Origin of the sequence: Micromonospora sp. NPDC000316 (genome assembly GCF_042898885.1) — a bacterium.
Classification (GTDB): domain Bacteria; phylum Actinomycetota; class Actinomycetes; order Mycobacteriales; family Micromonosporaceae; genus Micromonospora.
In genome coordinates, this window is record NZ_JBIAZG010000008.1 from 40,719 (window position 1) to 64,491 (window position 23,773).

Here is a 23,773-nt window from a genome sequence, read left to right on the forward strand (position 1 = left end):
TCCGGGGGGGCCCCCCCCGGGGGGGGCCTATCTCTTGGGGTTTTGTTTTTCCCCCCCGCGGGGGGGGGGGGGGGGGGTCCCCGCGCCCCCCCCCCCCCCCCCACCCCCGGGCCGCGAGTCGATCTAGCGCCGGCGGTGGGTGTCGGTGGGGCGGACTAGGCTTGTCGGCGTGGCTGACCCCTCGACCTACCGTCCCGCACCCGGCACCATTCCGGAGTCCCCGGGGGTCTACCGCTTCCGCGACGGCACCGGCCGAGTGATCTACGTCGGCAAGGCGAGAAACCTACGCAGCCGGCTCAATTCCTACTTCGGCGACATCTGGAACCTGCACGAGCGCACCCGCCAGATGGTCACCACCGCCGAGTCGGTGGACTGGATCACGGTCGGCACCGAGGTCGAGGCGCTCCAGCAGGAGTTCACCGAGATCAAGCAGTACGACCCGCGGTTCAACGTCCGCTACCGCGACGACAAGTCGTACCCCTACCTGGCCGTCACCCTCGACGAGGAATACCCCCGGCTGCAGGTCATGCGCGGTGCCAAGCGCAAGGGCGTGCGTTACTTCGGGCCATACTCGCACGCCTGGGCCATCCGCGAGACCCTCGACCTGCTGCTGCGGGTGTTCCCCGCCCGGACGTGCTCCGCCGGCGTGTTCAAGCGGGCCGGCCAGGTCGGCCGCCCCTGCCTGCTCGGCTACATCGGCAAGTGCTCGGCGCCGTGCGTCGGCACCGTCTCCGCCGACGAACACCGCGCGATCGTCGACGGGTTCTGCGACTTCATGGCCGGGCGCACCGACACCATGGTCCGCAAGATCGAACGCGAGATGACCGAGGCGAGCGAGCAGTTGGAGTTCGAGCGGGCCGCCCGGCTGCGCGACGACGCGGCCGCACTGCGCCGGGCCATGGAGAAGCAGACAGTGGTGCTCGGCGACGGCACTGACGCGGACGTGGTCGCGTTCGCCGACGACCCCCTCGAAGCGGCAGTGCAGGTCTTCCACGTCCGCGACGGCCGGGTCCGCGGCCAGCGCGGCTGGGTGGTGGAGAAGACCGAGGATCTGACCACTGGCGACCTCGTCCACCACTTCTGCACCCAGGTGTACGGCGGCGAACACGGCGAGACCGACGTACCCCGGGAACTGCTCGTGCCCGCGCTGCCGGCGGACGCCGACGCGTTGGCGGAATGGCTCACCAACCACCGGGGGAGCCGGGTGTCGCTGCGGGTGCCGCAGCGCGGCGACAAGCGGACACTCATGGAGACGGTCGAGCGCAACGCCAAGGACGCGCTGGCTCGGCACAAGCTCAAGCGGGCCGGTGACCTGACCACTCGGGGCAAGGCGCTGGACGAGATCAGCGAGGCGCTGGACATGCGCACCTCGCCGCTGCGCATCGAGTGCTTCGACATCTCGCAGATCCAGGGCACCGACGTCGTCGCCAGCATGGTGGTCTTCGAAGACGGGCTCCCCCGCAAGAGCGAATACCGGCGGTTCATCGTCCGGGGCGCCACCGACGACCTCTCCGCGATGTCCGAGGTGCTGCGCCGCCGCTTCGCCCGCTACCTCGACGCGCGGGCCGAGACGGGAGAGGTGGGCGTGGAGTCCGCCGACGACCCGGCCGCACCCGGAGGCGCTGTCGATCCGCAGGTCGGCGTCCTTGTCGACCCGACCACCGGGCGGCCCCGGAAGTTCGCGTACCCTCCGCAGCTCGTCGTCGTCGACGGCGGCGCGCCGCAGGTGGCGGCGGCCGCCCAGGCCCTCGCCGACATGGGGATCGACGACGTCGCGTTGTGCGGCCTCGCCAAGCGGCTGGAGGAGGTCTGGCTCCCCGACGACGAGTTCCCGGTCATCCTGCCGCGCACCTCCGAAGGGCTCTACCTGCTGCAACGGGTCCGTGACGAGGCCCACCGCTTCGCCATCACGTTCCACCGTCAACGCCGCTCCAAGCGAATGACCGAGTCGGCCCTGGACACCGTCCCCGGGCTGGGGGAGGTGCGCCGCAAAGCCCTGCTGCGACACTTCGGCTCCCTCAAGCGACTCTCCACCGCCACTGCCGAAGAGATCACCGAAGTGCCCGGGGTGGGCCGGCGCACCGCCGAGGCGATCCTGGCCGCCCTCGACCCAGGGAGGGGCACGGAAACGGGCAGCGCGCCTGGGAGCGGTGCGTCTGACGGCGGTGCGCTTGCGGGTGGTGCGTCTGGGGGTGGTGCGCCGGAGGGCAGTCCGCCGGAGGGCGGTGCGTCTGCGGGTGGTGCGCCGGAGGGCAGCCCGCTGGAGGGCAGTGCGCCAGCGAAGGGCAGTGCGCCGTAGGCCAACCCGCCACCCGCCTTGGCGGCGTCGCGGCGGCACCTAACGCGGGGCGGGGGATGACGTCCAACGCCTGAGGGGGATGGTGCGCCCCGGCGCGAGATTCGTCGATCCGGATATGGCGGCACCGAGGCCGACTGCGCCCACGTCGGCTACTCTCTCCCGCACCTCGACGGCACTATACGGACATACCGAGCATTCGGCGCATGATCGACTCGATATCGGTGATGTCGGGGTGTCCCGGGCGTTCGGATACCGCGATATCGCCGATACCGAGTCGATCACCGCCCCGGCCCCGACTGTGGTCGGGTGGTTTGTCGGGTTTGGGGGTGGGTGTGCTGTGGTCGGGGGCACTCTGGCGGCGGAATGATGGGCCGGGCCGCCTGGTTGTACAGGGGGTAACCACGACAGCCACCGCCCCGCGCGGCCCGGCTCCGTTAGTGGCCCCGGGAACATCGACCCGGCCGGCCCGGTTACATCCGGCGAACACCCCGAGCAGGCCCCCCCCCGGGCCGCCGGTTGAAGATCCCCGGAGCGCGGTGGAATGACCCGCCGGCCCGGACGGTTACATCCACCTGGACCACCCGAGCAGGCCCCCGCAGGGTCGCCGGTGAGATCCCTCCGGAACCTTTCTCCCCTTGCACCTTGCACGCCCGTGTGCACCGCCCCCCTGGTGTCGCGGACCCCCGAATGCAGAGGAGCACGCCATGCGTACCGATCTGATTCGTAAGACCGCTCTGACCGCTGCTGGCCTGGCCTTCACCGGTGGCGCCATCGCCGGCCCCATCACTACCGCCTACGCCGCCGACGCCAAGCCCACCACCCAGAGCCAGGGCAAGGGTGAGCGTCAGCTCGACGTGCGCTACGAAGCCCAGCCGAACTTCTACTACTGCGGCCCCGCCGCCGCCCGCAACGCCCTGTCCGTGCAGGGCAAGGACATCAGCGTCGACGCCATGGCCAAGGAAATGGGCACCACCGAGAACGGCACCAACAGCATCAACGACATCACCCCCGTGCTGAACAAGGAAACCGGCAAGAACGACGCCTACCGCTCCGTCGAGATCAGCACCCCCGCCGCCGATGACAAGCAGACCGACAAGCTGCGCCAGGACATCGTCAAGACCGTTGACGACGGCCGGGCCGTGGTCGCCAACATCGCCGGCACCACCACCGACACCGACGGCAACACCCACTCCTTCGAAGGCGGCCACTACATCAGCGCCGTCGGCTACACCGACAACGGCAACACCGTCACCATCGCCGACTCCGCCAACCCGGACACCGCCTCCTACCAGGTCACCGTCGAGCACCTCGCCGACTGGATCGCCACCCGCGGCTACGCCACCAGCTAACCCACCACCACACCACCGCACCACGCACGACGAACACGACGGAAGGGCCGGACCCCACCAGGGGCCCGGCCCTTCCGCCGTTTTTACGTCAGCCGGCCGCAAGGACAGGCCAAGACCGGATCGAGCGGAACGCCGAACTGCCGGACCTGGGTCGCGGATCCTTTGGAGCTGATGCCGCAAACGAATCACCGACCCGATGCGTCGGCTGACTCGTCTACGACATCAGCTCCAAAGCGTGCCCACCCCACCACGCTGGCCCCACCCCACGCCGGCCCCACCCCACGCCGGCCCACCCCACCCGGGCCCGGGCCGGCCTGGCCGGCCAACATAGGGAACGCCGCAACCAGGCAGTCGCTGAGCCTCCCCGCCGGACGAGGCGCGCCCGACAGCGGTAACGCATCCCCCGGGCATCCATCCGCTGTGCGGCTGACCGCCTATCTGGAGCGTCTGCCACCGGCCGCGGGCAGGTGGTAGCCGGACGTCAGCCACGAGCGGCGCGAGGCCAGGCCCTCCGGCCCTCGGGCGCCGGGCTCCGGGACCCCGGGCCTCGGACCCGGGACCCCGGGCCTCGGACCCGGGACCCGGGACCCGGGACCCGGGACCTTGGGACTCCGAACCCTGAACCCTGATCAGGCTGAGTCGGTCTCGGCGGCGAGGACGGTGAGGATCTGCTCGCCGTACTTGGCGAGCTTGCTCTCACCGACCCCGCTGATCCGCGACAGCTCGGTCAGCGAGGCGGGTGCGTCGCTGGCGATCTGGCGCAGGGTGGCGTCGTGGAAGATGACGTACGCCGGGAGGCCCTGTTCCTTGGCGGTAGCCGCCCGCCAGGCGCGCAGCCGTTCGAAGAGCGACGCGGCGGCCGGTGTCAGGTCGGCGACGACGGTGGCGGCGCCGCGCGGCTTCGACGAGCGGCTTGAGGTTGGCCTGTCCGGCTCGCGGCGCATCGTGACGACGCGTCGGCGGCCCAGCACGTCGGCGCTCGCCTCGGTCAGGGCCAGTGTGCCGTAGTCGCCCTCCACGGCGAGTAACCCTTCGGCGAGCAGTTGCCGGACCACGCCGCGCCACTCGGCTTCGCTGAGTTCGGTGCCGATGCCGAAGACGGTCAGGGAGTCGTGACCGTGCTGAGTGATCTTGTCGGTCTGTTTGCCGAGCAGGATGTCGATGCAGTGCCCGGCGCCGAACCGCTGGTTGCGTTCGCGGTCCAGCCGGAAGACGGTGGAGAGCAACTTCTGGGCGGCGACCGTGCCGTCCCAGGACTCCGGTGGGTTGAGGCAGGTGTCGCAGTTGCCGCAGGCCGTCGTCGTGGTCTCGCCGAAGTATTCGAGCAGTTGGACCCGCCGGCAGCGCACCGTCTCGCAGAGGGCGAGCATCGCGTCCAGGTGTGCGGCGAGGTTGCGGCGGTGGGCGAGGTCGCCGTCCGACGTCTCAATCATCTTGCGCTGCTGGACGACGTCCTGGAGCCCGTACGCCAGCCAGGCGGTGGACGGCAGTCCGTCGCGCCCGGCGCGGCCGGTCTCCTGGTAGTAGCCCTCGACCGACTTGGGCAGGTCGAGGTGGGCGACGAAGCGGACGTCGGGCTTGTCGATGCCCATGCCGAAGGCGATGGTGGCGACCATGACCAGGCCGTCCTCGCGCAGGAAGCGCTGCTGGTTGGCGGCGCGGGTGGCCGCGTCCAGCCCTGCGTGGTACGGCAGGGCGGCGATGCCGTTTGCGGTGAGGAACTCCGCCGTCTTGTCCACCGAGGCGCGGGACAGGCAGTAGACGATGCCGGCGTCGCCGGGGTGCTCGTCGCGCAGCAGGGCCAGCAGTTGCTTACGTGGCTCCCGCTTGGGCACGATCCGGTATTGAATGTTGGGCCGGTCGAAGCTGGCCACGAAGTGCCGGGCGTCGTCGAGCTTGAGCCGGGTGGCGATCTCGGTGCGGGTGGCGCTCGTCGCGGTGGCGGTCAGCGCGATCCGGGGGACCTCCGGCCAGCGCTCGTGCAGCATCGACAGCGCCAGGTAGTCGGGCCGGAAGTCGTGCCCCCACTGGGACACGCAGTGCGCCTCGTCGATCGCGAACAGGGAGATGTGCCCCCGGTCCAGCAGGGCGAGGGTGGATCGGGCGCCGAGCGCCTCCGGTGCCAGGTAGAGCAGATCCAGTTCGCCGGCGACGAACGCCGCCTCGACCCGGCGTCGCGCGTCGAGCGTCTGGGTCGAGTTGAGGAAACTGGCCCGGACGCCGACCGCGGTGAGCGCGTCCACCTGGTCCTGCATGAGCGCGATCAGCGGGGAGACGACGACGGCGACGCCCTCGCGGACCAGGGCCGGGATCTGGTAGCACAGCGACTTGCCGCCGCCGGTGGGCATCAGCACCAGCGCGTCGCCGCCGGTCACGACGTGGTCGATGACCTCCTGCTGGAAGCCGCGGAAGGCGTCGTAGCCGAACACGCGGCGCAACACCGGCAGCGCGCCCTCGGTCCGCAGGTCGGTGGGGGAAGCCATCCGCGGAGTCTACGAGCCCACCCCGACACCTCCCGCCCGGCGCACCCGGGCGCATCGGCGGCGTTACACGGTCGTCCCGGCGACGCATGCCCGTGGCGACGCGGCCGGGGAGATAGAGTCGCTGATTGACCATTCGCGGCCGATGGCGGTCGCGGCGCCACGGCTTGGGGGTACGGGTGAGCGAGGCGCGCACAGCCGCTGACCGGATCGACGACCCGGCGGCGACCGACGGGCAGCCGACAGCCGAGTCGGAGACCACCCTCGTGGTGGTCACCGGGCTCTCCGGCGGTGGCCGCAGCACCGTCGCCAGGGCGCTGGAGAACGTCGGCTACTACGTGGTGGACAACCTGCCGCAGGCGTTGATGCTGGACATGGCCGAGTTGGCGTTCAAGGCCGGTGGGGCGGCCCGGCGTACGGCGATGGTGCTGGACGTGCGCTCCCGTGCCTTCTCCACCGACCTGGCCGGGGCGATCCGTGAGCTCAAGGAGCGGGGTTTCTCACCCCGGGTGGTCTTCGTTGACGCCGACGACGAGGTGCTGATCCGACGGTTCGAGAGTGTCCGGCGCTCGCACCCGTTGCAGGGTGACGGGCGGTTGGCCGACGGCATCGCCGTGGAGCGGGGACTGCTGGAGGAGGCCCGCGACCAGGCCGACGTGATCATCGACACGAGCCACCTCAACGTCAACCAGCTTCGTCGACGCATCGAGGAGCTGTTCGGCGGCGAGGACGCCCGCCGGCTGCGGGTCACCGTGCTGTCGTTCGGCTTCAAGTACGGCCTGCCACCCGACGCCGACTTCGTGTTGGACGCCCGGTTCCTGCCCAATCCGTACTGGGTGCCGGAGTTGCGGGAGCACACCGGGCGGGAGGAGGCGGTAAGCGCGTACGTGCTGGGCCAGGAGGGCGCGGACGCGTTCGTCGGTTCCTACGCCGACCTGGTCAACGCCACCACCACCGGGTTCGAGCGGGAGGGCAAGCGGTACCTGACGGTGGCCGTGGGCTGCACCGGCGGCAAGCACCGCAGCGTGGCCATCGCCGAGGAGTTGGCCGGCCGGCTTCGTCAGTCCGGGCTGGCGGCCAACGCCCAGCACCGCGACCTGGGGCGCGAATGACGGGCCGCCGGGTGGTGGCGTTCGGCGGTGGGCACGGGTTGTCCGCGTCGCTGCGGGCGCTGCGCCACTGCGCTCCCGAACTCGACCTGGACATCACCGCCGTGGTCACTGTCGGTGACGACGGCGGTTCCAGTGGTCGGCTGCGCGCCGAACGGGGCGGCCTGCCGCCGGGCGATCTGCGGCAGGCACTTGTCGCGTTGGCAGGTGACCATCCGGCGACCCGACGCAGTGCCGGGTTGTTCCAGCACCGCTTCGCCGCCGCACCGGCTGCCGGCGTACCCCGGGAGGGCTTGGCCGACCCGGACCCGGCGGCGGACCGCGCCGACGGGCTGGCCGGTCACGCGGTGGGCAACCTGGTGCTCTGCGGCCTGATGGAGCTGCTCGGGGACCCGGTGGCGGCGCTGGAGCACGCCGGGGCGATGCTCGGCACTGTCGGTCGGGTGCTGCCGATGTCGCGCCAGCCGGTCGACATCGAGGCGCGGGTACGCGGCGCGGACCCGGCCGGCCCGGACGAGGTCCGCACCGTACGCGGCCAGCACCAGGTGGCGGTCACCACCGGGCGGGTCGAGTCACTGCGGCTGACCCCGGCGGCCCCGGCGGCCTGCGCCGAGGCCCTCGCCGCGATCGGTGCGGCGGACTGGTTGATCTTCGGGCCGGGTAGTTGGTACACGAGTGTCCTGCCGCACCTGCTGGTGCCGCAGTTGGCCGACGCGATCGTGTCCAGCTCCGCCCGGCGGCTTGTCACCCTCAACCTGGCCGCGGAGAAGGAGACCCTCGGGCTCTCCGTCGCCGATCATCTCGCGGCGCTGCACTGGTACCTTCCCGAGCTCAAGGTGGATCTCGTGCTCGCCGATGCCAAGGCGGTGGGTGACCCCGAACCGGTGGAACGTGCGGCAGAATCGCTTGGTGCCCGCCTGGTCCTCGCCCCCGTCGCCGTCACCGACGGCGCTCCCCGCCATGATCCGGCTGCCCTGGGCGCCGCGCTGGTGCCTGTCCTGGGTGCCGATCGTTAGACACGTACGTAATCTCCGGCGACACGCCGGAACAGGTCCGTGAGGGGACGCACAATGGCGATGACGGCCGCGGTCAAGGACGAGCTGAGTCGGGTCGACGTGCCCAAGCCCTGCTGCCGGCGGGCGGAGATGGCCGCGCTGCTGCGCTTCGCGGGCGGGCTGCACATCGTCTCCGGCCGCGTGGTGGTGGAGGCTGAGCTGGACACCGGTGCGGTGGCGCGCCGGTTGCGCCGGGAGATCGCGGAGGTCTACGGCTATCCGAGCGAGATCCACGTGCTGGCCTCCGGCGGGCTGCGTAAGGGCAGCCACTTCATCGTCCGGGTGGTCAAGGACGGCGAGGCTCTCGCGCGGCAGACCGGCCTGCTGGACGTGCGCGGCCGGCCGGTACGCGGGCTGCCCCCGCACGTGGTGGCGGCGAACGTCTGCTGCGCCGTGTCGGCCTGGCGTGGGGCGTTCATGGCGCACGGCTCGCTCACCGAGCCGGGCCGCTCCAGCGCACTGGAGATCACCTGCCCCGGCCCGGAGTCGGCGCTGGCGCTTGTCGGCGCCGCCCGCCGGATCGGCATCACCGCGAAGAACCGTGAGGTACGCGGGGTGGACCGGGTCGTGGTGAAGGACGGCGACGCGATCGCCGCGTTGCTCACCCGCATCGGAGCGCACTCCAGCGTGTTGGCCTGGGAGGAGCGTCGGGTCCGCCGCGAGGTGCGGGCCACCGCCAACCGGCTGGCCAACTTCGACGACGCGAACCTGCGCCGCTCGGCGCGTGCGGCGGTGGCCGCGGCGGCCCGGGTGACCCGGGCACTGGAGATCCTCGCCGACGAGGCGCCCAACCACCTCACCGACGCGGGTCGGCTGCGCCTGGAGCACCGGCAGGCGTCGCTGGAGGAGTTGGGAGCGCTCGCCGAGCCGCCGCTGACCAAGGACGCCATCGCCGGGCGGATCCGCCGGCTGCTGGCGCTCGCCGACAAACGAGCCCGCGACCTGGGCATCCCGGATACCGAAGCTGCCGTCACGCCCGACATGCTCGTGGTCTGATAGGACGGTGGGGCCGCACGGTGCGTCCGGGAGACGACCCGGCGCAGCGTGGCCCCGCGCGCTCGGATATGGTCGCTGAGTACGGCAAGGGGGCCGACACAGGCACTCCTCGTCGTGCTTACCGCCTCGGGCGGTCAGGTCCTCAGACCGCGGCGGGGTGGCCGAGATGAACCGTCAACGGCCGGCTCCAGCGGTCGGCGCACACCACTTCGCCGGCCCGTTGTCGCAGCCGGCGGACCAGAACGCGAGGAGATGGAACCTGTGACCATCCGGGTTGGCATCAATGGCTTCGGCCGGATCGGCCGTAACTTCTTCCGGGCAGTGCTGGCGTCGGGCGCCGACGTCGAGGTCGTGGCGGTGAATGACCTGACCGACAACGGCACGCTCGCCCACCTGCTCAAGTACGACAGCATCCTCGGCCGCCTGCCGTTCGAGGTGAAGGCCACCGCCGACGAGATCACCGTCGGTGGCAAGACCATCAAGGCGTACGCCGAGAAGGACCCGTCGAAGCTGCCGTGGGGTGACCTCGGCGTCGACGTCGTCATCGAGTCGACGGGCTTCTTCACCGACGCCACAAAGGCCAAGGCGCACGTCGACGGCGGCGCCAAGAAGGTCATCATCTCCGCTCCGGCGAAGAACGAGGACGTCACCGTCGTCATGGGTGTCAACCAGGACACCTACGACCCGGCGAAGCACACGATCATCTCCAACGCTTCGTGCACCACCAACTGCCTCGCCCCGATGGCGAAGGTCCTGCACGACACGTTCGGCATCCAGCACGGTCTGATGACGACGATCCACGCGTACACCCAGGACCAGAACCTCCAGGACGCGCCGCACTCGGACCTGCGTCGGGCCCGGGCCGCCGCGCTGAACATCGTGCCGACCTCGACCGGCGCCGCGAAGGCCATCGGCCTGGTGCTGCCGGAGCTGAAGGGCAAGCTCGACGGGTACGCGCTGCGGGTGCCGATCCCCACCGGCTCGGTCACCGACCTCACCGTCAACGTCGGTCGCGAGACCACAGTCGACGAGGTGAACGCCGCGCTGAAGGCCGCAGCGGACGGCCCGCTCAAGGGCATCCTGGTCTACAACGAGGACCCGATCGTCTCCAGCGACATCGTCACCGACCCGGCGTCGTGCATTTTCGACGCGCCGCTGACCAAGGTGGTTGGCAACCAGGTCAAGGTCGTCGGCTGGTACGACAACGAGTGGGGCTACTCCAACCGGCTCGTCGACCTGGTCAAGTTGGTCGGTAGCTCGCTGTGAGCATCCGGACCCTCGACGACCTGCTCGCCGAGGGGGTCTCAGGTCGGCGCGTGCTGGTGCGCGCCGACCTGAACGTCCCGCTCGACAAGCAGACCGGTGACATCACTGACGACGGCCGGATCCGCGCGGTGCTGCCGACGCTCGGCGCGCTTGTCGAGGCCGGCGCGAAGGTGGTCGTCTGCTCGCACCTGGGCCGTCCGAAGGGCACGCCGGACCCGCAGTTCAGCCTCCGTCCGGTTGCCGGGCGGCTCGGTGAGCTGCTCGGCGCGCCTGTGCACTTCGCCGAGGACACCGTGGGTGACTCGGCCCGCTCCACGGTCGCCGGCCTGACCGACGGCCAGGTCGCACTGCTGGAGAACCTGCGTTTCAACGCGGGTGAGACAAGCAAGGACGAGGCCGAGCGGGGCGCGTTCGCCGACCAGCTCGCCGCGTTCGGCGACGCGTACGTCGACGACGCGTTCGGGGCCGTGCACCGCAAGCACGCGAGTGTCTACGACGTGCCGGCGCGGCTGCCGCACGTCGCCGGGCGTCTGGTGTTGCGTGAGGTCGAGGTGCTCTCCACGCTCACCAGCGAGCCCGAGCGGCCGTACGTGGTGGTGCTCGGCGGGTCCAAGGTCTCCGACAAGCTGGCGGTGATCGAGGCGCTGCTGCCGACTGTCGACCGGCTGCTCATCGGTGGCGGGATGTGCTTCACGTTCCTCAAGGCTCAGGGCCTGGAGGTGGGCACCTCGCTGCTGGAGGAGGACATGGTCGAGACCTGCCGCAACCTGCTGGAGCGGTCCTCGGGCAAGATCATGCTCCCGGTCGACGTGGTGGTCGCGGACGCGTTCGCGCCGGACGCCGCGCACGACACGGTCCGTGTCGACGGCATCCCGAGTCACCGGCTCGGCCTGGACATCGGCCCGGAGACGGTGGCCGGCTTCGCCGCCGCGCTGTCGCAGGCGAAGACGATCTTCTGGAACGGTCCGATGGGCGTGTTCGAGATGGCGGCGTTCGCGGCCGGCACCCGGGGGATCGCCGAGGCGATCACCGAGGCCGACGCGTTCAGCGTCGTCGGCGGCGGCGACTCCGCGGCGGCGGTGCGTGCCCTCGGGCTGGACGAGTCGAGTTTCAACCACATCTCCACCGGCGGCGGCGCCTCCCTGGAGTATCTCGAGGGCAAGGCCCTCCCCGGCATCGCGGCCCTGGAGAACTGAATGGCGAGCACGACCCGTCGGCCGTTGATGGCCGGCAACTGGAAGATGAACCTCAACCACCTCGAGGCCAACCTGCTCGTGCAGAAGCTGGCCGCGAGCCTCACCGAGAAGCAGTTCACCGAGGTCGAGACGGTGGTCCTGCCGCCGTTCACCGACCTGCGCACGGTGCAGACCGCCGTTGACGGGGACAAGCTGCTGATCGGCTACGGCGGGCAGGACCTCTCCCCGCACGCCGCAGGCGCGTACACCGGGGACATCTCCGGCGCGATGCTCGCCAAGCTCGGCTGCACGTACGTGGCTGTCGGGCACTCCGAGCGGCGGGCGTACCACCACGAGGACGACACGGTGGTCAACGCCAAGGTGAAGGCGGCGCTCACGCACGGCCTGACCCCGATCCTCTGCGTGGGGGAGGGGCTGGACGTCCGCGAGCAGGGCACCCACGTGGCGCACTGCTCCGACCAGCTCGACGGGGGCCTCGCCGGGCTCACCGCCGAGCAGGTCCGCCAGGTCGTTGTCGCGTACGAGCCGGTGTGGGCGATCGGCACCGGCAAGACGGCCACCCCCGAGGACGCCCAGGAAGTCTGCGCGGCGGTCCGTCAGCGGCTTGCTGAGCGGTTCGACCAGGAGACTGCGGACCAGGTCAGGGTCCTGTACGGCGGCTCGGTCAAGGCGTCGAACGTCGCCTCGATCATGGGCCAGCCGGACGTGGATGGTGCCCTCGTGGGTGGCGCCAGCCTGGACGCGGAGGAGTTCGCGAAGATCTGCCGGTTCCCCGAGCACATCGCCCGCTGATCGCTCGCTATCCTTGACACCGCCCGTCCGCCGGTCGGTGCCGCCGTGCCCGATCAGACCGGGCGAGGATCGCTACGAGAGGACTGCCCCCAGCCATGCCGATCTGGTTCGCATACACGTTGATCGTGTTGCTGGTCATCACGAGCATCCTGCTCACCTTGCTCATCCTGCTGCACCGCGGCAAGGGCGGCGGTCTGTCGAGCATGTTCGGCGGTGGCGTCAGTTCCAGCCTCGCCGGCTCCTCGGTGGCCGAGAAGAACCTGGACCGTTACACCGTTCTGGTGGGCGTTGTCTGGTTCGCTGCCATCATCGGGTTGGGGCTCTGGCTCCGCCTCCAGATGAGCGGTACTGCCTGAGCAGGCGTGCTAAGTCGTACAATCTGCGCGCGGTCCGTCACTCGACGGGCCGCGCGCAGGCTTTTCTCCGCTGCACACCGCGTCGCCCGCCGCCCATCCCTGACGGCTGCGGGTCCCCTCCGACGACAGGAGCGAGCAGCCGTGCCGAATGGCAACGTCATCCGAGGTGCCCGGGTCGGGTCCGCGCCGATGCGCCCCGACGAGCGACACCATCCCGCCCCGCGCCGGGACGTCACCTACTGGTGCCGCAACGATCACCGGACCGACATCCGGATCGCGGCGGAGGCTGCGGCGCCCCCCGTGTGGGACTGCCCGCGCTGCGGGCTCCCCGCCGGCCAGGACGAACAGAACCCGCCCGGTCGGGTCCGCGCCGAGCCGTACAAGAGCCACCTGGCATACGTGAAGGAGCGGCGTACCGCCGAGGAGGGTGAGGCGCTGCTGGCCGAGGCGCTCGCCGCGCTGCGGCGCCGCCGGGGCGAGTGAAAGGAGGGGCCCCTTATCAACGCCAGGCGTTGATGAGGGGCCCTTCCTTTCAGTTAGCGCAGGCTGCGTAGGCGGGCGGGCACGTCGGCGGCCGCCGCCCGGTCCAGCAGCCAACGAGTGCGGTCCACGCCGTGGACCCCGGCGGCCGGCAACTGCACCGGACCGGCCCCGGCGAGCGCCATGCCCACCGCTCGGGCCTTGTCCGCGCCACCGGCCACCAGCCAGACCTCCTCGGCGGTGTTGATCGTCGGCAGGGTGAGCGTGGTCCGCACCGGCGGCGGCTTCGGGCTGCCCCGCACCGCGCTGACCGGCCGGGTCTCGTAGTGCACCGGATGCCCCGGGAAGATCGAGGCGACGTGCCCGTCCTCTCCGACGCCCAGCATCAGCACGTCGAAGTGCGGCAGCGCGGCGGGCCGGGCGGCGCGGGCCAACTCCTGGGCGTACAGGGCGGCGGCCGCCTCGGGGTCGTTGCCGGCCGGGCCGTCCGACGCCGGCATCGGGTGCACCCGGGCCGGGTCCAGCGGCACCACGTCCAGCAGGGCGGCGCGGGCCTGGGTCTCGTTGCGCTCCGGGTCCCCGGCGGGCAGGAACCGCTCGTCGCCCCACCACACGTCGACCCGGGACCAGTCCACCGCGTCGCGGGCCGGCAGTTGCCCCACCGCCCGGTACACGGCCGCGGCGACCCGCCCACCGGTGAGCACCACCGAGGCCTCACCTCGGTCGGCCTGGGCGTCGAGCAGCTTCACCAGCAGCCGAGCCGCCACGGCCTGCGCCAGCAGGTCGGCGTCGGCGTGAACGGCGACACTCGCCTCACTCATCGGTTGTGCCTTCGTTTCTCGACCGCACGCGGCGGTCGCTGTCGCATCGTGCCGGGGCGGGCTGCCCCGGAGGTGCCGGGGCGGAAGCCGGGAGCATCCCGGCCCCGCCCCGCTGTCGTGCTCCGGACGTGACCGAGCTCAGCGCTCGCTCGTGCCGGTGTGCGCTGTCACCCCGGCCTCCGCGCGCTGCGCGGTCGCCGGATCCTTCCAGACGTGTACGCGCTGCGGAGAGCGCTGCTCCAGCCCTCGCAACCCGACGGTCGCGCCCAGCGCCTCCGCGTACACCTGGTCGGCGTCCAGCCGGCGCAGCTCCTCGGCCAGTTCGTCGCCGAGCGGCCGGCGGACCAGTGGCAGTGCCCTGTCGTCCTGGCCCGTCCGCCGGAACACCGCCATGCTGTCCTCGCGGGTAAGCGTCAGACGGTCGCCGTTGGCGCAGGTCAACTGCACCTCCCGCATCCGGGGGAACTCGTTGGTGTCCACCCGCTGTGGGCGGATGCCGAGCCGGCTGGACAGCCAGCCGACCATCAGTTCCGCGGTCGGGTCGCTGGGCGGCGCGACCACCGTCGCCTCGGTGACCTTCGCCTGGGTGGTGTCGAACGCCCCGGCGACGAGGGTCCGCCACGGCGTGATCCGCGTCCACGCCAGATCGGTGTCGCCCGGCGCGTAATCGTGCGCCCGCTGCCGCAGCGCGGCGATCGGGTCGGCGGCCTGCGCGCTGTCGGTGATCCGCCGGTCGGCGACCACGCCGAGGAAGTCGGTGGCGATCTCCGCAGGAGGCGGACCGTGCCACCACGTCACCACGGGTACGTCCGGCACCAGCAGCGGCATCACCACCGACTCGGCGTGCAGGGCGAGCCGCCCGTACATCCGGGTGACGACGGCCTCGCACGGGCCGAGCCGGCCACCGACCACGATCTCCGCGTCCAGCCGGTTGCGGTCCCGCTCGATCTCGGAGCGGACCACCACGAGCAGTCGGCACGGGTGGGCGGCCGCGGCGATCGTCGCCGCCGCCTCCGCTTCCCGCACCCGCTTCTCGTCCACCACCACGATGAGGGTTAGCGCCATCCCGCTGGCCACACCGCCGGCGCTGCGCCGCTCGGCGGCGAGCGCCTTGACCACCTCGTTGCCGGTGGTGTCCCACAGCCCGATCACTGGAGCCTCCTGGTCTGCTCGCTCACGCGCGCCGCCACGCCCGGCCCTCGCGGGCCAGCATCTCGTCAGCCGCCCGCGGCCCCCACTCGCCGGCGCGGTACGGCTCCGGCTTGGTGCCCTCCCAGGCGTGCTCCAGCGGGTCGATGACCTGCCAGCTCTGCTCGACCTCGGCCGCGTCCGGGAACAGGGTGCGGTCGCCGATGAGCACGTCCAGCACCAGCCGCTCGTACGCCTCAGGGCTGGACTCGGTGAACGCCTCGCCGTACTGGAAGTCCATCGCGATGTCGCGGACCTCCATAGTGGTGCCGGGCACCTTCGAGCCGAACTTGAGCACCACGCCCTCGTCGGGCTGCACCCGGATCACCAACTGGTTGTTGCCCAGCGACTCCATGTCGGCGTCGTTGAACGGCAGGTGTGGCGCCTTCTTGAACATGATGGCGACCTCGGTGACCCGCCGGGGCAGCCGCTTGCCGGCCCGGATGTAGAACGGCACCCCGGCCCAGCGGCGGTTCTGGATGCCCAGCCGCACCGCCACGTACGTCTCCGTGGTGGAGTCGGCAGGCACGCCCTGCTCCTCCAGGTAGCCGACCGCACGCTCGCCGCCGACCCAGCCGGGCAGGTACTGGCCGCGGACGGTGTCCCGGGCCACGTCCTTCGGCAGGGTGATCGCCTTGAGCACCTTCAACTTCTCGGCCCGGATCTCGTCGGCGTCGAAGCTCGTCGGCTCCTCCATGGCCACCAGGGCCAGGAGTTGCAGCAGGTGGTTCTGGAGCACGTCGCGGGCGGTGCCGACGGTGTCGTAGAAGCCGGCACGGCTGCCGATGCCGACGTCCTCGGCCATGGTGATCTGCACCGAGTCGACGTACTTGGAGTTCCACAGCGGCTCGAACAGGTTGTTGGCGAACCGCAGGGCGAGGATGTTCTGGACCGTCTCCTTGCCCAGGTAGTGGTCGATCCGGAAGACGTCCTGTCGGGTGAACACGTCGTCGACCAGGTCGTTGAGCGCCTTGGCCGACGGCAGGTCGTTGCCGAAGGGCTTCTCCACCACCACCCGGCGCCAACCGCCGGACTTGTCGTTGTCGGCCATCCCGGTGCGGGCCAACTGCTTGAGCACGACGGGGAACGCGGCCGGCGGGATGGAGAAGTAGAACGCCGCGTTGCCGGTGATGCCGTGGGTCTGCCGCAGTTCGTCAAGCGTCGACGCGAGGTGGTCGAAGGCCGCGTCGTCGTCGAAGGACCCGCCCACGAACTTGATGTTGCCGGCCAGCCGCGCCCAGACCTCGTCCCGCCAGGGGGTACGGGCGTGCTTGCGGGCCGCCTCGCAGGCGAGGGTCTCGAAGTCGCCGTCGCCCCAGTCCCGCCGGGCGAAGCCGAGCACCACGAAACCGGGCGGCAGCAGCCCTCGGTTCGCCAGGTCGTAGACGGCGGGAAGCAGCTTCTTTCGGGCCAGGTCGCCGGTCACCCCGAAGATCACCAGAGCGCACGGCTCGGGGATCCGGGGCAACCGGCGGTCCTGCGGGTCGCGCAGCGGGTTCACGCCGCCTTCTCGCTCCGCGTCAGTCACATCGTCCATCCTCACGTCCGCAGCTCACCGGCCGCGTCGAGCAGTTGGGCGATGCCGGCGGCCCGGTCGGTCAGGTGCAGCCGCAGGACGGGCCGCTCCCGGCCCGCGAGGGCCTGCCGGTCGCCGGCGGCCTGCGCCGCCTGCAGCTCTCCGAAGGTGTACGGCTTGCCCGGCACCGCCAGGTCCTCCGCCACCGCGCCGGTCACCTGGAGGTAGCTGCCCACCTGCGGGCCACCCTTGTGGTACTGGCCCGTGGAGTGCAGGAACCGTGGCCCCCAACCGAATGTGACAGGTCGCCCGGCCGCCTGTGCCAGCAGCGGCCGCAGCCGGGCCGCGTCGGCGTCGGCGATGCGGTCCAGGTACGCCATCGTGGCCAGGTAGCCGTCGTCGCCCAGCCCGTCGAGCAGCCAGCGCAGCACGCCGGCCAGGTCACCGGGGGCGCCCTGCGGCGCGTACACCTCGATCGCGCCCTCGGTGAACGACGGTGACTCCGCCGGGATGCCCGAGGCCAGGAGCTTGTTGGTGTTCTCCTTGGACTCGGTGACGTTCGGCTGGTTGAACGGGTCGATGCCGAGCACCACGCCGGCCACTGCGGTGGCGTACTCCCAGGCCAGGAACTGCGCGCCGAGCGGGCCGTTGACGGCGACGTCCGGGTTGGCGCCGCCGCCGGGCACGTCACCGGCGCACAGCGCGCCGCCGTAGCTGATGGTCAGCACGTCCGGCCCGGTGGCGCCCGGGCTCTGCGGGGATTCCACAACCACCGGCAGGATGCCCACGCCGGCCTTGCCGGTCGACTCGGCGATCAGTTGCTCGGCCCAGTCGCCGAGCCCGTCGATGCCGGTGCCGTCGGACACCAGTGCGACCTTGTCGCGGGCCAGCGTCGCGGCGGCGCCGAGCGCGGCGCCCAGCGCCAGCGCCGGGTTGTCGTGGTCCCCAGCGAGTGACTGGGCCAGCGCGTCGGCCTGATCGAGCAGTTCGGCGACCTCGACCCCGGCCAGCGCGGAGGGGACCAGCCCGAACGCGGTGAGCGCGGAATACCGGCCGCCCACGTTCGGGTCGGCGAGCACGGTGAACGCGCCCATCTCGCTTGCGGTGGTCGCCAGCGGGGAACCCGGGTCGGTGACGATGACGAAGTGCCTGCCGGCCTCCGCCTCGGTCATCCCGGCGTCCAGGAACGCCTGCCAGTAGGCGCGCCGGTGGCTGTCGGTCTCCACCGTCGAGCCGGACTTGCTGGCCACCACCACGACGGTGCGCTCCAGCCGGTCACCGAGGGCCGCGCGGACCTGGCCCGGGTCGGTGGTGTCCAGCACGGTAAGCGGCCGGCCCAGGGTCCGGGTGATCACCTCGGGGGCCAGCGACGAGCCACCCATGCCGGCGAGCACCACGTGGTCCAGGTCGGCCAGCTCCGTGGTCAGCTCGGCCAGCTGCGCCAGCAGCTCCCGGCTGTGCCGGTGGGTGTCCACCCAGCCGAGGCGGATCTTCGCCTCGGCCTCGGCGTCCGGACCCCACAGGCCCGCGTCCTTGGCCGCCAGGCGGCCCGGAACGCCCGCCTTGACAAGCGCGTCCCGGGTCGAGGCGGGCGCGGACTTGTCAACCGCGTCCGCGCCGTAAACGGCGAGACCACCAGCGGCCTCCACCGGCCCAGCAAGAAGATCGCTCATGCGTTACCACCGGCCTTCTCGGCGGCCTTGGCGTTGCCCTTGGCGGCCTTGTTCGGTGCGCCGGTGCCCTTCGCCGCGGCCTCCAGCGACTTGCGGACGCCGTCGAGCAGCTCCTGCCAGCTGGCCTCGAACTTCTCCACGCCCTCACGTTCCAGGGTGGCGATCACGTCGGCCATGTCCACGCCGACCGACTCCAGGTCCGCGAAGACCTTCCGGGCCGCGTCGTAGGCGCCGGTGATGGTGTCGCCGCGGGTCTCGCCATGGTCGGCGTACGCGTGGATGACCGGCTCCGGCATGGTGTTGACGGTGCCGGGGGCGATCAGCTCCTCGACGTAGATGACGTCCCGGTAGTCCGGGTTCTTCGTCGAGGTGGACGCCCACAGCGGGCGCTGCGGGTGCGCGCCGGCGGCGGCGAGCGCCTTCCAGCGGTCCGAGGAGAACACCTCGCTGTAGCGCTCGTACGCCAGCTGGGCATTGGCGATGGCGGCCTTGCCGCGCAGCGACTTGGCCTGCTCGGAACCGATCTTCTCCAGCCTCTTGTCGACCTCGGAGTCGACGCGGGAGACGAAGAACGACGCCACCGAGCCGATCTTCGACAGGTCGTGGCCGTTGGCCTTGGCCTGCTCCAAGCCGGCCAGGAACGCCTCCATTACCGCCGAGTAGCGGTCCAGACCGAAGATCAGCGTCACGTTCACGCTGATGCCCTCGGCGAGCGTGGCGGTGATCGCCGGGAGCCCCGCCTCGGTGGCCGGGATCTTGATGAAGAGGTTGGGCCTGTCGACAAGCCACCACAGCGCCTTGGCCTCGGCGACCGTCTTGTCGCTGTCGTGCGCCAGCCGGGGGTCCACCTCGATGGAGACCCGGCCGTCGACACCGTCGCTGCCGTCGTACGACGGGCGCATCACGTCGCACGCCCACCGCACGTCGTACGTGGTGAGCATGCGTACCGACTCCTCGACCTCAACGCCACGGGTGGCGAGGTCGCGCAACTGCCAGTTGTACTCGTCGGCGTCGCTGAGCGCCTTTGCGAAGATCGTCGGGTTGGTGGTGACACCGGCCACGTGCTGCTCCCGCCGGAGCTGGTCCAGCCCGCCGGAGCTCAGTCGTACCCGGGACAGATCGTCGAGCCAGACCGCCACGCCTGCGGCGGTGAGTTCATTCAGCTTGTCGGTCATGCCGTCCACGCTCCCTCAGTTGCCGGTCGTGAAACCGGTGATGTCGCCCACCCGGGCCAGCGAGGCGTGCGCAGCCGCCACGATCCGGTCACCGGTGAACCCGAACTGCTCGAAGAGCACGGTGTGCGGGGCGCTCGCCCCGTAGTGCTCCAGGCTGACGCTCTCGCCGAGGTCGCCGACGATGCCGCGCCAGGACATCGCGATGCCCGCTTCCACGCTCACCCGTGCCTTTACCCCGCGGGGGAGCACCGACTCCCGGTATGCCTCATCCTGCTCGTAGAACCACTCCTGGCAGGGCATCGACACCACACGGGTGGGGGTGCCGTCGGCCTCCAGGCGCTCCCGCGCGGTGAGGCAGAGCTGCACCTCGGAACCGGTGCCCACGATGATCACCTGCGGCTTGCCGGTGGACGCCTCGGCCAGCACGTAGCCGCCCTTGGCGACCCCCTCCGCGCTGCCCAGGACGGCCCGGTCCAGGGTCGGCAGTGGCTGGCGGCTCAGCGCCATGGCGGTCGGCCGGTCGGTGTGCTCAAGCGCCATCCGCCAGGCCCAGGCGGTCTCGTTCGCGTCCGCCGGGCGGACGACGTCCAGACCCGGAATGGCGCGCAGCGCGGTCAGGTGCTCCACCGGCTGGTGGGTCGGGCCGTCCTCGCCCAGGCCGATCGAGTCGTGCGTCCAGACGTACGTCACCGGCAGCTTCATCAACGCGGCCAGGCGCACCGACGGACGCATGTAGTCGCTGAACACCAGGAACGTGCCGCCGTACGGGCGGGTGCCGCCGTGCAGGGCGATGCCGTTCAGGATGGCGCCCATGGCGTGCTCGCGGATGCCGAAGTGCAGCGTGCGGCCGTACTCGTGGCCCGGGAAGTCCTTGGTGGCGTGCGCGGCCGGAATGAACGACGGCTCGCCCTTCATCGTGGTGTTGTTGCTCTCGGCCAGGTCGGCCGAACCACCCCACAGCTCCGGCAGGACGGGCGCGAGAGCCTCCAGCACCTTGCCGGACGCGGCACGGGTGGCCACGCCCTTGGCGTCGGCGGGGAAGGTGGGCAGCGCGTCGGCCCAGCCGTCCGGCAGCACCCGGCCGGCCATCCGCTCGTAGAGCGCCGCGCGCTCCGGGTTGGCCTTCTTCCAGGCGTCGAACGCGGTGGTCCACTCCTGCTGTGCCTCGGAGCCGCGGCTCATCACGTTGCGGGCGTGGCCGAGGACCTCCTCGTCGACCTGGAAGGTCTGCTCCGGGTCGAAGCCGAGGATCTGCTTGGTGGCCTTCACCTCGTCGGCGCCGAGCGCCGACCCGTGGATCTTGCCGGTGTTCTGCTTGTTGGGCGCGGGCCAGCCGATGATGGTGCGCAACGCGATGAAGGAGGGACGCCCGGTCTCGGCCTTGGCCGCCAGCAGCGCCCGGTGCAGGGCCTCGGCGTCCTCGTGGTAGTCACCCTGGTCGGCATCCCCGCTGCGCCAGTCGACGGTCTGGACGTGCCAGCCGTACGCCTCGTAGCGGGCCGCCACGTCCTCGCTCTTGGCGATCCGGGTGTCGTCCTCGATCGAGATCTCGTTGTCGTCGTAGACGACAGTGAGGTTGCCCAGCTGCTGGTGCCCGGCGAGGGCGCTGGCCTCGTGGCTGATGCCCTCCTCGATGTCGCCGTCGGAGACGATGCACCAGATGTCGTGGTCGAAGACCGACGTGCCGGGCTCGGCCTCCGGGTCGAACAGGCCACGCTCGCGGCGGGCCGCCATGGCCATGCCGACGGCGTTGCCGAGGCCCTGCCCGAGCGGGCCGGTGGTGGTCTCCACGCCCGGCGTGTGGCCGTGCTCGGGGTGACCCGGAGTCAGCGAGCCCCACTGCCGCAGCGACTGCAGGTCGGCAAGGCTCAGCGGGTAACCGGACAGGAAGAGCTGGATGTAGAGGGTCAGGCTGGAGTGCCCGGCGGAGAGCACGAACCGGTCGCGGCCGGGCCAGTTCGGGTCGGCCGGGTTGTGCCGCATCACGCGGTTGAAGAGAAGGTAGGCCGCGGGCGCGAGGCTCATCGCGGTGCCCGGGTGGCCGTTGCCGGATTTCTCCACGGCATCCATGGCCAGCACGCGGACGGTGTCGACAGCCCGACGATCGAGGTCGGACCAGTTGAGTTCGGAGTGCTCGGGTCGGTTGGCAGCCACGATGGTTGTGCTCCTCGGCAGATGGGCGGAACCCTCACTGATGACCCTATCGAGCGTGACTAAACGTCCGCCCGGGGATCTCTGCATGGCCTGCGGTACGGGATCGGCCGCTGAGTCGTTCAACCCGGTGGTGTGACGGCTCGCACCGTTGTCGGGTCGGCCGGGCAGCCAAAACGACGACGCGTAGTGTGTGGGTCGGTATGCAGGCCCGCAGTGGTCCGCCGAACCAATCTCCCCAGGCCGATGCCGGAAGGTGGCAATCCGTGAGCATGATCACCGAGCGCCCCGCGAGCAACCCCGCCGGGCAACCCCCGGCGCGCTCGGTCGAGCGTCCGGTGGCGCGGCGGGATGTGCGCGCGGTCATCTCGGCGTACGTGGCGCTCACCAAGCCGCGGATCGTGGAGTTGCTGCTGGTCACCACCATCCCGGCGATGATGCTGGCCGAGGGCGGCCTGCCGTCGCTGTGGCTGATGGCAGTGGTGCTGATCGGCGGCTCGCTCGCCGCCGGTGCGGCAAGCGTGCTCAACTGCTACATCGACCGGGACATCGACCAGTTGATGCGGCGCACCAAGCGTCGGCCGTTGCCGGCGCACACCGTGTCGCCGCGCAGCGCGCTTGTCTTCGGTCTGGTGCTGGCGGCGATCTCGATCGTCCTGATGGCGGCGTTCACCAACCTGCTCGCCGCGGGGCTGACCCTCGCCGCGATCGTCTACTACGACGTCGTCTACACGCTCTGGCTCAAGCGCTCCACCCCGACGAACACGTTCTGGGGCGGTGCCTGCGGTGCCGCTCCGGTGCTCATCGGGTGGGCGGCGGTGACCGGCTCGCTGGCGCCGGCCGCCTGGGGGCTGTTCGCTGTGGTCTTCTTCTGGCAGATGCCGCACTTCTACCCCCTCGCGATGAAGTACAAGGACGACTACGCCCGCGCCGGCATCCCGATGCTGCCCGTGGTGGCCTCCGTCCGCCGGGTGAACGCCGAGATCCTGATCTTCGCCTGGCTGACCGTGCTCACCTCGCTCGCGGTGTGGCCGCTGGGGCTCAGCGCGATCTACGGCGTGCCGACCCTCGTGGTGGGCGCCATCTTCATCGTCGAGGCGCACCGGCTCTGCCGTCGGGCGACGCGCGGCGAGGCCGTCAAGCCGATGCGACTGTTCCACTGGTCGACGACGTACCTCACGATCGTCTTCGTGGCCGTCGCGCTCGACGCGCTGATCTGACGCGCGCCGCGCGGTCGCCGCGCGCCCCGGGCCTTCGGCTTTCGGCCGCGCCGAAAATCCGGTTACCAATCATGTCGATGGATGAGTTGTCCCGGTTTAACGTCACATCAGAGTAACTTTCGGCATGAGTCGGATCGACTCAACCTTCGGCCCGTCCGGGCCGATCTGGCGAGACGTTTGATGGGCAAAAGTCCGGATATAGCCGGGCAGACAACCTGTGGTCTTCCTTAAACCTGTAGGTAATTGGCATCACAAAAGCTTCATGGTTCTCGCCCGCACGAGTGGAGTTCTGCTTAGGCTTCGCGTCATGGCAGATGGTTCCGATACGACGCTGACGGCCGAGCAGACCACCAGCGAGCAGGCACCGCAGGGCTTGGTCGCGGGCCTCAAGTCGTTCGCCGCCGGGCACGGCGGCGCGAAGGCGGTCATCGAGTACGTCGGCAAGCGTGGCGCGCGAATCGTTCTCGTGGGCTCCGACGGTGAGTGGGGCGACCAGTTCGCCGACGACACCGTCACGGCCCGGGAGGCGTGCGCCCAGGCGGGAGTCACCGTCGAGAACGCCTGGGAGCGTGAGCTGATGGACCAGATGCGGCCGAGCAACGACCTCTGGCGGTCGATGGCTCGACGCACGATGGCCCGCTGAATAGACAC

The 23,773-nt window shown here is 70.9% G+C and carries 19 protein-coding genes; 12 read left to right on the forward strand and 7 right to left on the reverse strand.

What is annotated here, in order from left to right; translation table 11 throughout:
• Positions 1–169 precede the first annotated feature (169 nt).
• Together uvrC and ACFY2Q_RS17715 are read left to right on the forward strand one after the other, a co-directional pair.
• Positions 170–2,299 (forward strand): excinuclease ABC subunit UvrC, encoded by a 2,130-nt coding sequence (gene uvrC, locus ACFY2Q_RS17710; protein WP_387131351.1) that lies wholly within the window; start codon positions 170–172, stop codon positions 2,297–2,299.
• Positions 2,300–3,003: 704 nt separating this feature from the next.
• On the forward strand, positions 3,004–3,648 hold the full coding sequence (locus ACFY2Q_RS17715; protein WP_387131353.1) for a C39 family peptidase: 645 nt from the start codon (positions 3,004–3,006) through the stop codon (positions 3,646–3,648).
• Positions 3,649–4,277: 629 nt separating this feature from the next.
• Here the strand turns inward: ACFY2Q_RS17715 and recQ are convergent.
• On the reverse strand, positions 4,278–6,131 hold the full coding sequence (recQ, locus tag ACFY2Q_RS17720) for a DNA helicase RecQ (RefSeq protein ID WP_387131355.1): 1,854 nt from the start codon (positions 6,129–6,131) through the stop codon (positions 4,278–4,280).
• A gap of 176 nt (positions 6,132–6,307) precedes the next feature.
• On the opposite strand from recQ, the gene rapZ reads away from it, so the two are divergent.
• The 8 genes from rapZ to ACFY2Q_RS17760 all read left to right on the forward strand — a co-directional run bounded on the left by rapZ (position 6,308) and on the right by ACFY2Q_RS17760 (position 13,381).
• Positions 6,308–7,240 (forward strand): RNase adapter RapZ, encoded by a 933-nt coding sequence (gene rapZ / locus ACFY2Q_RS17725; RefSeq protein WP_387131356.1) that lies wholly within the window; start codon positions 6,308–6,310, stop codon positions 7,238–7,240.
• The gene (locus ACFY2Q_RS17730; protein ID WP_387131357.1) at positions 7,237–8,253 is read left to right on the forward strand and encodes a 2-phospho-L-lactate transferase CofD family protein; all 1,017 of its coding nucleotides are present in this window, start codon (positions 7,237–7,239) and stop codon (positions 8,251–8,253) included. The genes rapZ and ACFY2Q_RS17730 overlap by 4 nt, the downstream gene beginning before the upstream one ends.
• Positions 8,254–8,307: 54 nt before the next feature.
• A complete protein-coding gene (whiA, locus tag ACFY2Q_RS17735) occupies positions 8,308–9,288 on the forward strand; it encodes a DNA-binding protein WhiA (RefSeq protein WP_074312802.1) in 981 nt (326 codons plus the stop codon).
• A gap of 261 nt (positions 9,289–9,549) precedes the next feature.
• Positions 9,550–10,554 carry a type I glyceraldehyde-3-phosphate dehydrogenase gene (gene gap, locus ACFY2Q_RS17740; RefSeq protein ID WP_387131359.1) on the forward strand — a complete coding sequence of 335 codons (1,005 nt, stop codon included), beginning with the start codon at positions 9,550–9,552 and terminating at the stop codon, positions 10,552–10,554.
• Entirely contained in the window at positions 10,551–11,750 is a 1,200-nt protein-coding gene (locus ACFY2Q_RS17745) for a phosphoglycerate kinase (RefSeq protein WP_387131361.1), read from the forward strand. The genes gap and ACFY2Q_RS17745 overlap by 4 nt, the downstream gene beginning before the upstream one ends.
• Entirely contained in the window at positions 11,751–12,542 is a 792-nt protein-coding gene (tpiA, locus tag ACFY2Q_RS17750) for a triose-phosphate isomerase (RefSeq protein WP_387131362.1), read from the forward strand. It begins immediately after the preceding gene.
• A gap of 95 nt (positions 12,543–12,637) precedes the next feature.
• Positions 12,638–12,898 carry a preprotein translocase subunit SecG gene (gene secG / locus ACFY2Q_RS17755; RefSeq protein ID WP_387131364.1) on the forward strand — a complete coding sequence of 87 codons (261 nt, stop codon included), beginning with the start codon at positions 12,638–12,640 and terminating at the stop codon, positions 12,896–12,898.
• A 141-nt stretch (positions 12,899–13,039) separates the two neighbouring features.
• Entirely contained in the window at positions 13,040–13,381 is a 342-nt protein-coding gene (locus tag ACFY2Q_RS17760) for an RNA polymerase-binding protein RbpA (RefSeq protein ID WP_387131366.1), read from the forward strand.
• Between the two features lie 53 nt (positions 13,382–13,434).
• Here ACFY2Q_RS17760 and pgl read toward each other — a convergent pair whose 3' ends face one another.
• The 6 genes from pgl to tkt form a co-directional block, all read right to left on the reverse strand.
• On the reverse strand, positions 13,435–14,199 hold the full coding sequence (gene pgl, locus ACFY2Q_RS17765) for a 6-phosphogluconolactonase (protein WP_387131368.1): 765 nt from the start codon (positions 14,197–14,199) through the stop codon (positions 13,435–13,437).
• 138 nt (positions 14,200–14,337) lie between these two features.
• A complete protein-coding gene (locus ACFY2Q_RS17770; protein WP_387131369.1) occupies positions 14,338–15,351 on the reverse strand; it encodes a glucose-6-phosphate dehydrogenase assembly protein OpcA in 1,014 nt (337 codons plus the stop codon).
• Positions 15,352–15,373: 22 nt separating this feature from the next.
• Positions 15,374–16,924: a glucose-6-phosphate dehydrogenase gene (zwf, locus tag ACFY2Q_RS17775; RefSeq protein ID WP_387131370.1), complete on the reverse strand. Its 1,551-nt coding sequence runs from the start codon at positions 16,922–16,924 to the stop codon at positions 15,374–15,376.
• Positions 16,925–16,926: 2 nt separating this feature from the next.
• Positions 16,927–18,576: a glucose-6-phosphate isomerase gene (locus tag ACFY2Q_RS17780; RefSeq protein ID WP_387131371.1), complete on the reverse strand. Its 1,650-nt coding sequence runs from the start codon at positions 18,574–18,576 to the stop codon at positions 16,927–16,929.
• Positions 18,573–19,751, reverse strand: coding sequence for a transaldolase (gene tal, locus ACFY2Q_RS17785; RefSeq protein ID WP_387131374.1), 1,179 nt, complete (start codon positions 19,749–19,751; stop codon positions 18,573–18,575). Before tal ends, ACFY2Q_RS17780 begins: the two co-directional genes overlap by 4 nt.
• 15 nt (positions 19,752–19,766) lie before the next feature.
• Positions 19,767–21,905 carry a transketolase gene (tkt, locus tag ACFY2Q_RS17790; protein WP_387131376.1) on the reverse strand — a complete coding sequence of 713 codons (2,139 nt, stop codon included), beginning with the start codon at positions 21,903–21,905 and terminating at the stop codon, positions 19,767–19,769.
• A gap of 263 nt (positions 21,906–22,168) precedes the next feature.
• On the opposite strand from tkt, the gene ACFY2Q_RS17795 reads away from it, so the two are divergent.
• Together ACFY2Q_RS17795 and ACFY2Q_RS17800 are read left to right on the forward strand one after the other, a co-directional pair.
• Positions 22,169–23,122 (forward strand): heme o synthase, encoded by a 954-nt coding sequence (locus ACFY2Q_RS17795; RefSeq protein ID WP_387131377.1) that lies wholly within the window; start codon positions 22,169–22,171, stop codon positions 23,120–23,122.
• Between the two features lie 307 nt (positions 23,123–23,429).
• Entirely contained in the window at positions 23,430–23,765 is a 336-nt protein-coding gene (locus ACFY2Q_RS17800) for a hypothetical protein (protein WP_387131378.1), read from the forward strand.
• Positions 23,766–23,773: the final 8 nt, after the last annotated feature.

Bases quoted from the DNA above. Each gene is read 5' to 3' on its own strand.
- ACFY2Q_RS17715 (WP_387131353.1), top strand. From the start codon at position 3,004: ATGCGTACCGATCTGATTCGTAAGACCGCTCTGACCGCTGCTGGCCTG.
- recQ (WP_387131355.1), bottom strand. From the start codon at position 6,131: ATGGCTTCCCCCACCGACCTGCGGACCGAGGGCGCGCTGCCGGTGTTG.
- ACFY2Q_RS17730 (WP_387131357.1), top strand. From the start codon at position 7,237: ATGACGGGCCGCCGGGTGGTGGCGTTCGGCGGTGGGCACGGGTTGTCC.
- whiA (WP_074312802.1), top strand. From the start codon at position 8,308: ATGGCGATGACGGCCGCGGTCAAGGACGAGCTGAGTCGGGTCGACGTG.
- tpiA (WP_387131362.1), top strand. From the start codon at position 11,751: ATGGCGAGCACGACCCGTCGGCCGTTGATGGCCGGCAACTGGAAGATG.
- secG (WP_387131364.1), top strand. From the start codon at position 12,638: ATGCCGATCTGGTTCGCATACACGTTGATCGTGTTGCTGGTCATCACG.
- pgl (WP_387131368.1), bottom strand. From the start codon at position 14,199: ATGAGTGAGGCGAGTGTCGCCGTTCACGCCGACGCCGACCTGCTGGCG.
- zwf (WP_387131370.1), bottom strand. From the start codon at position 16,924: ATGGACGATGTGACTGACGCGGAGCGAGAAGGCGGCGTGAACCCGCTG.
- ACFY2Q_RS17780 (WP_387131371.1), bottom strand. From the start codon at position 18,576: ATGAGCGATCTTCTTGCTGGGCCGGTGGAGGCCGCTGGTGGTCTCGCC.
- tal (WP_387131374.1), bottom strand. From the start codon at position 19,751: ATGACCGACAAGCTGAATGAACTCACCGCCGCAGGCGTGGCGGTCTGG.
- ACFY2Q_RS17800 (WP_387131378.1), top strand. From the start codon at position 23,430: ATGGCAGATGGTTCCGATACGACGCTGACGGCCGAGCAGACCACCAGC.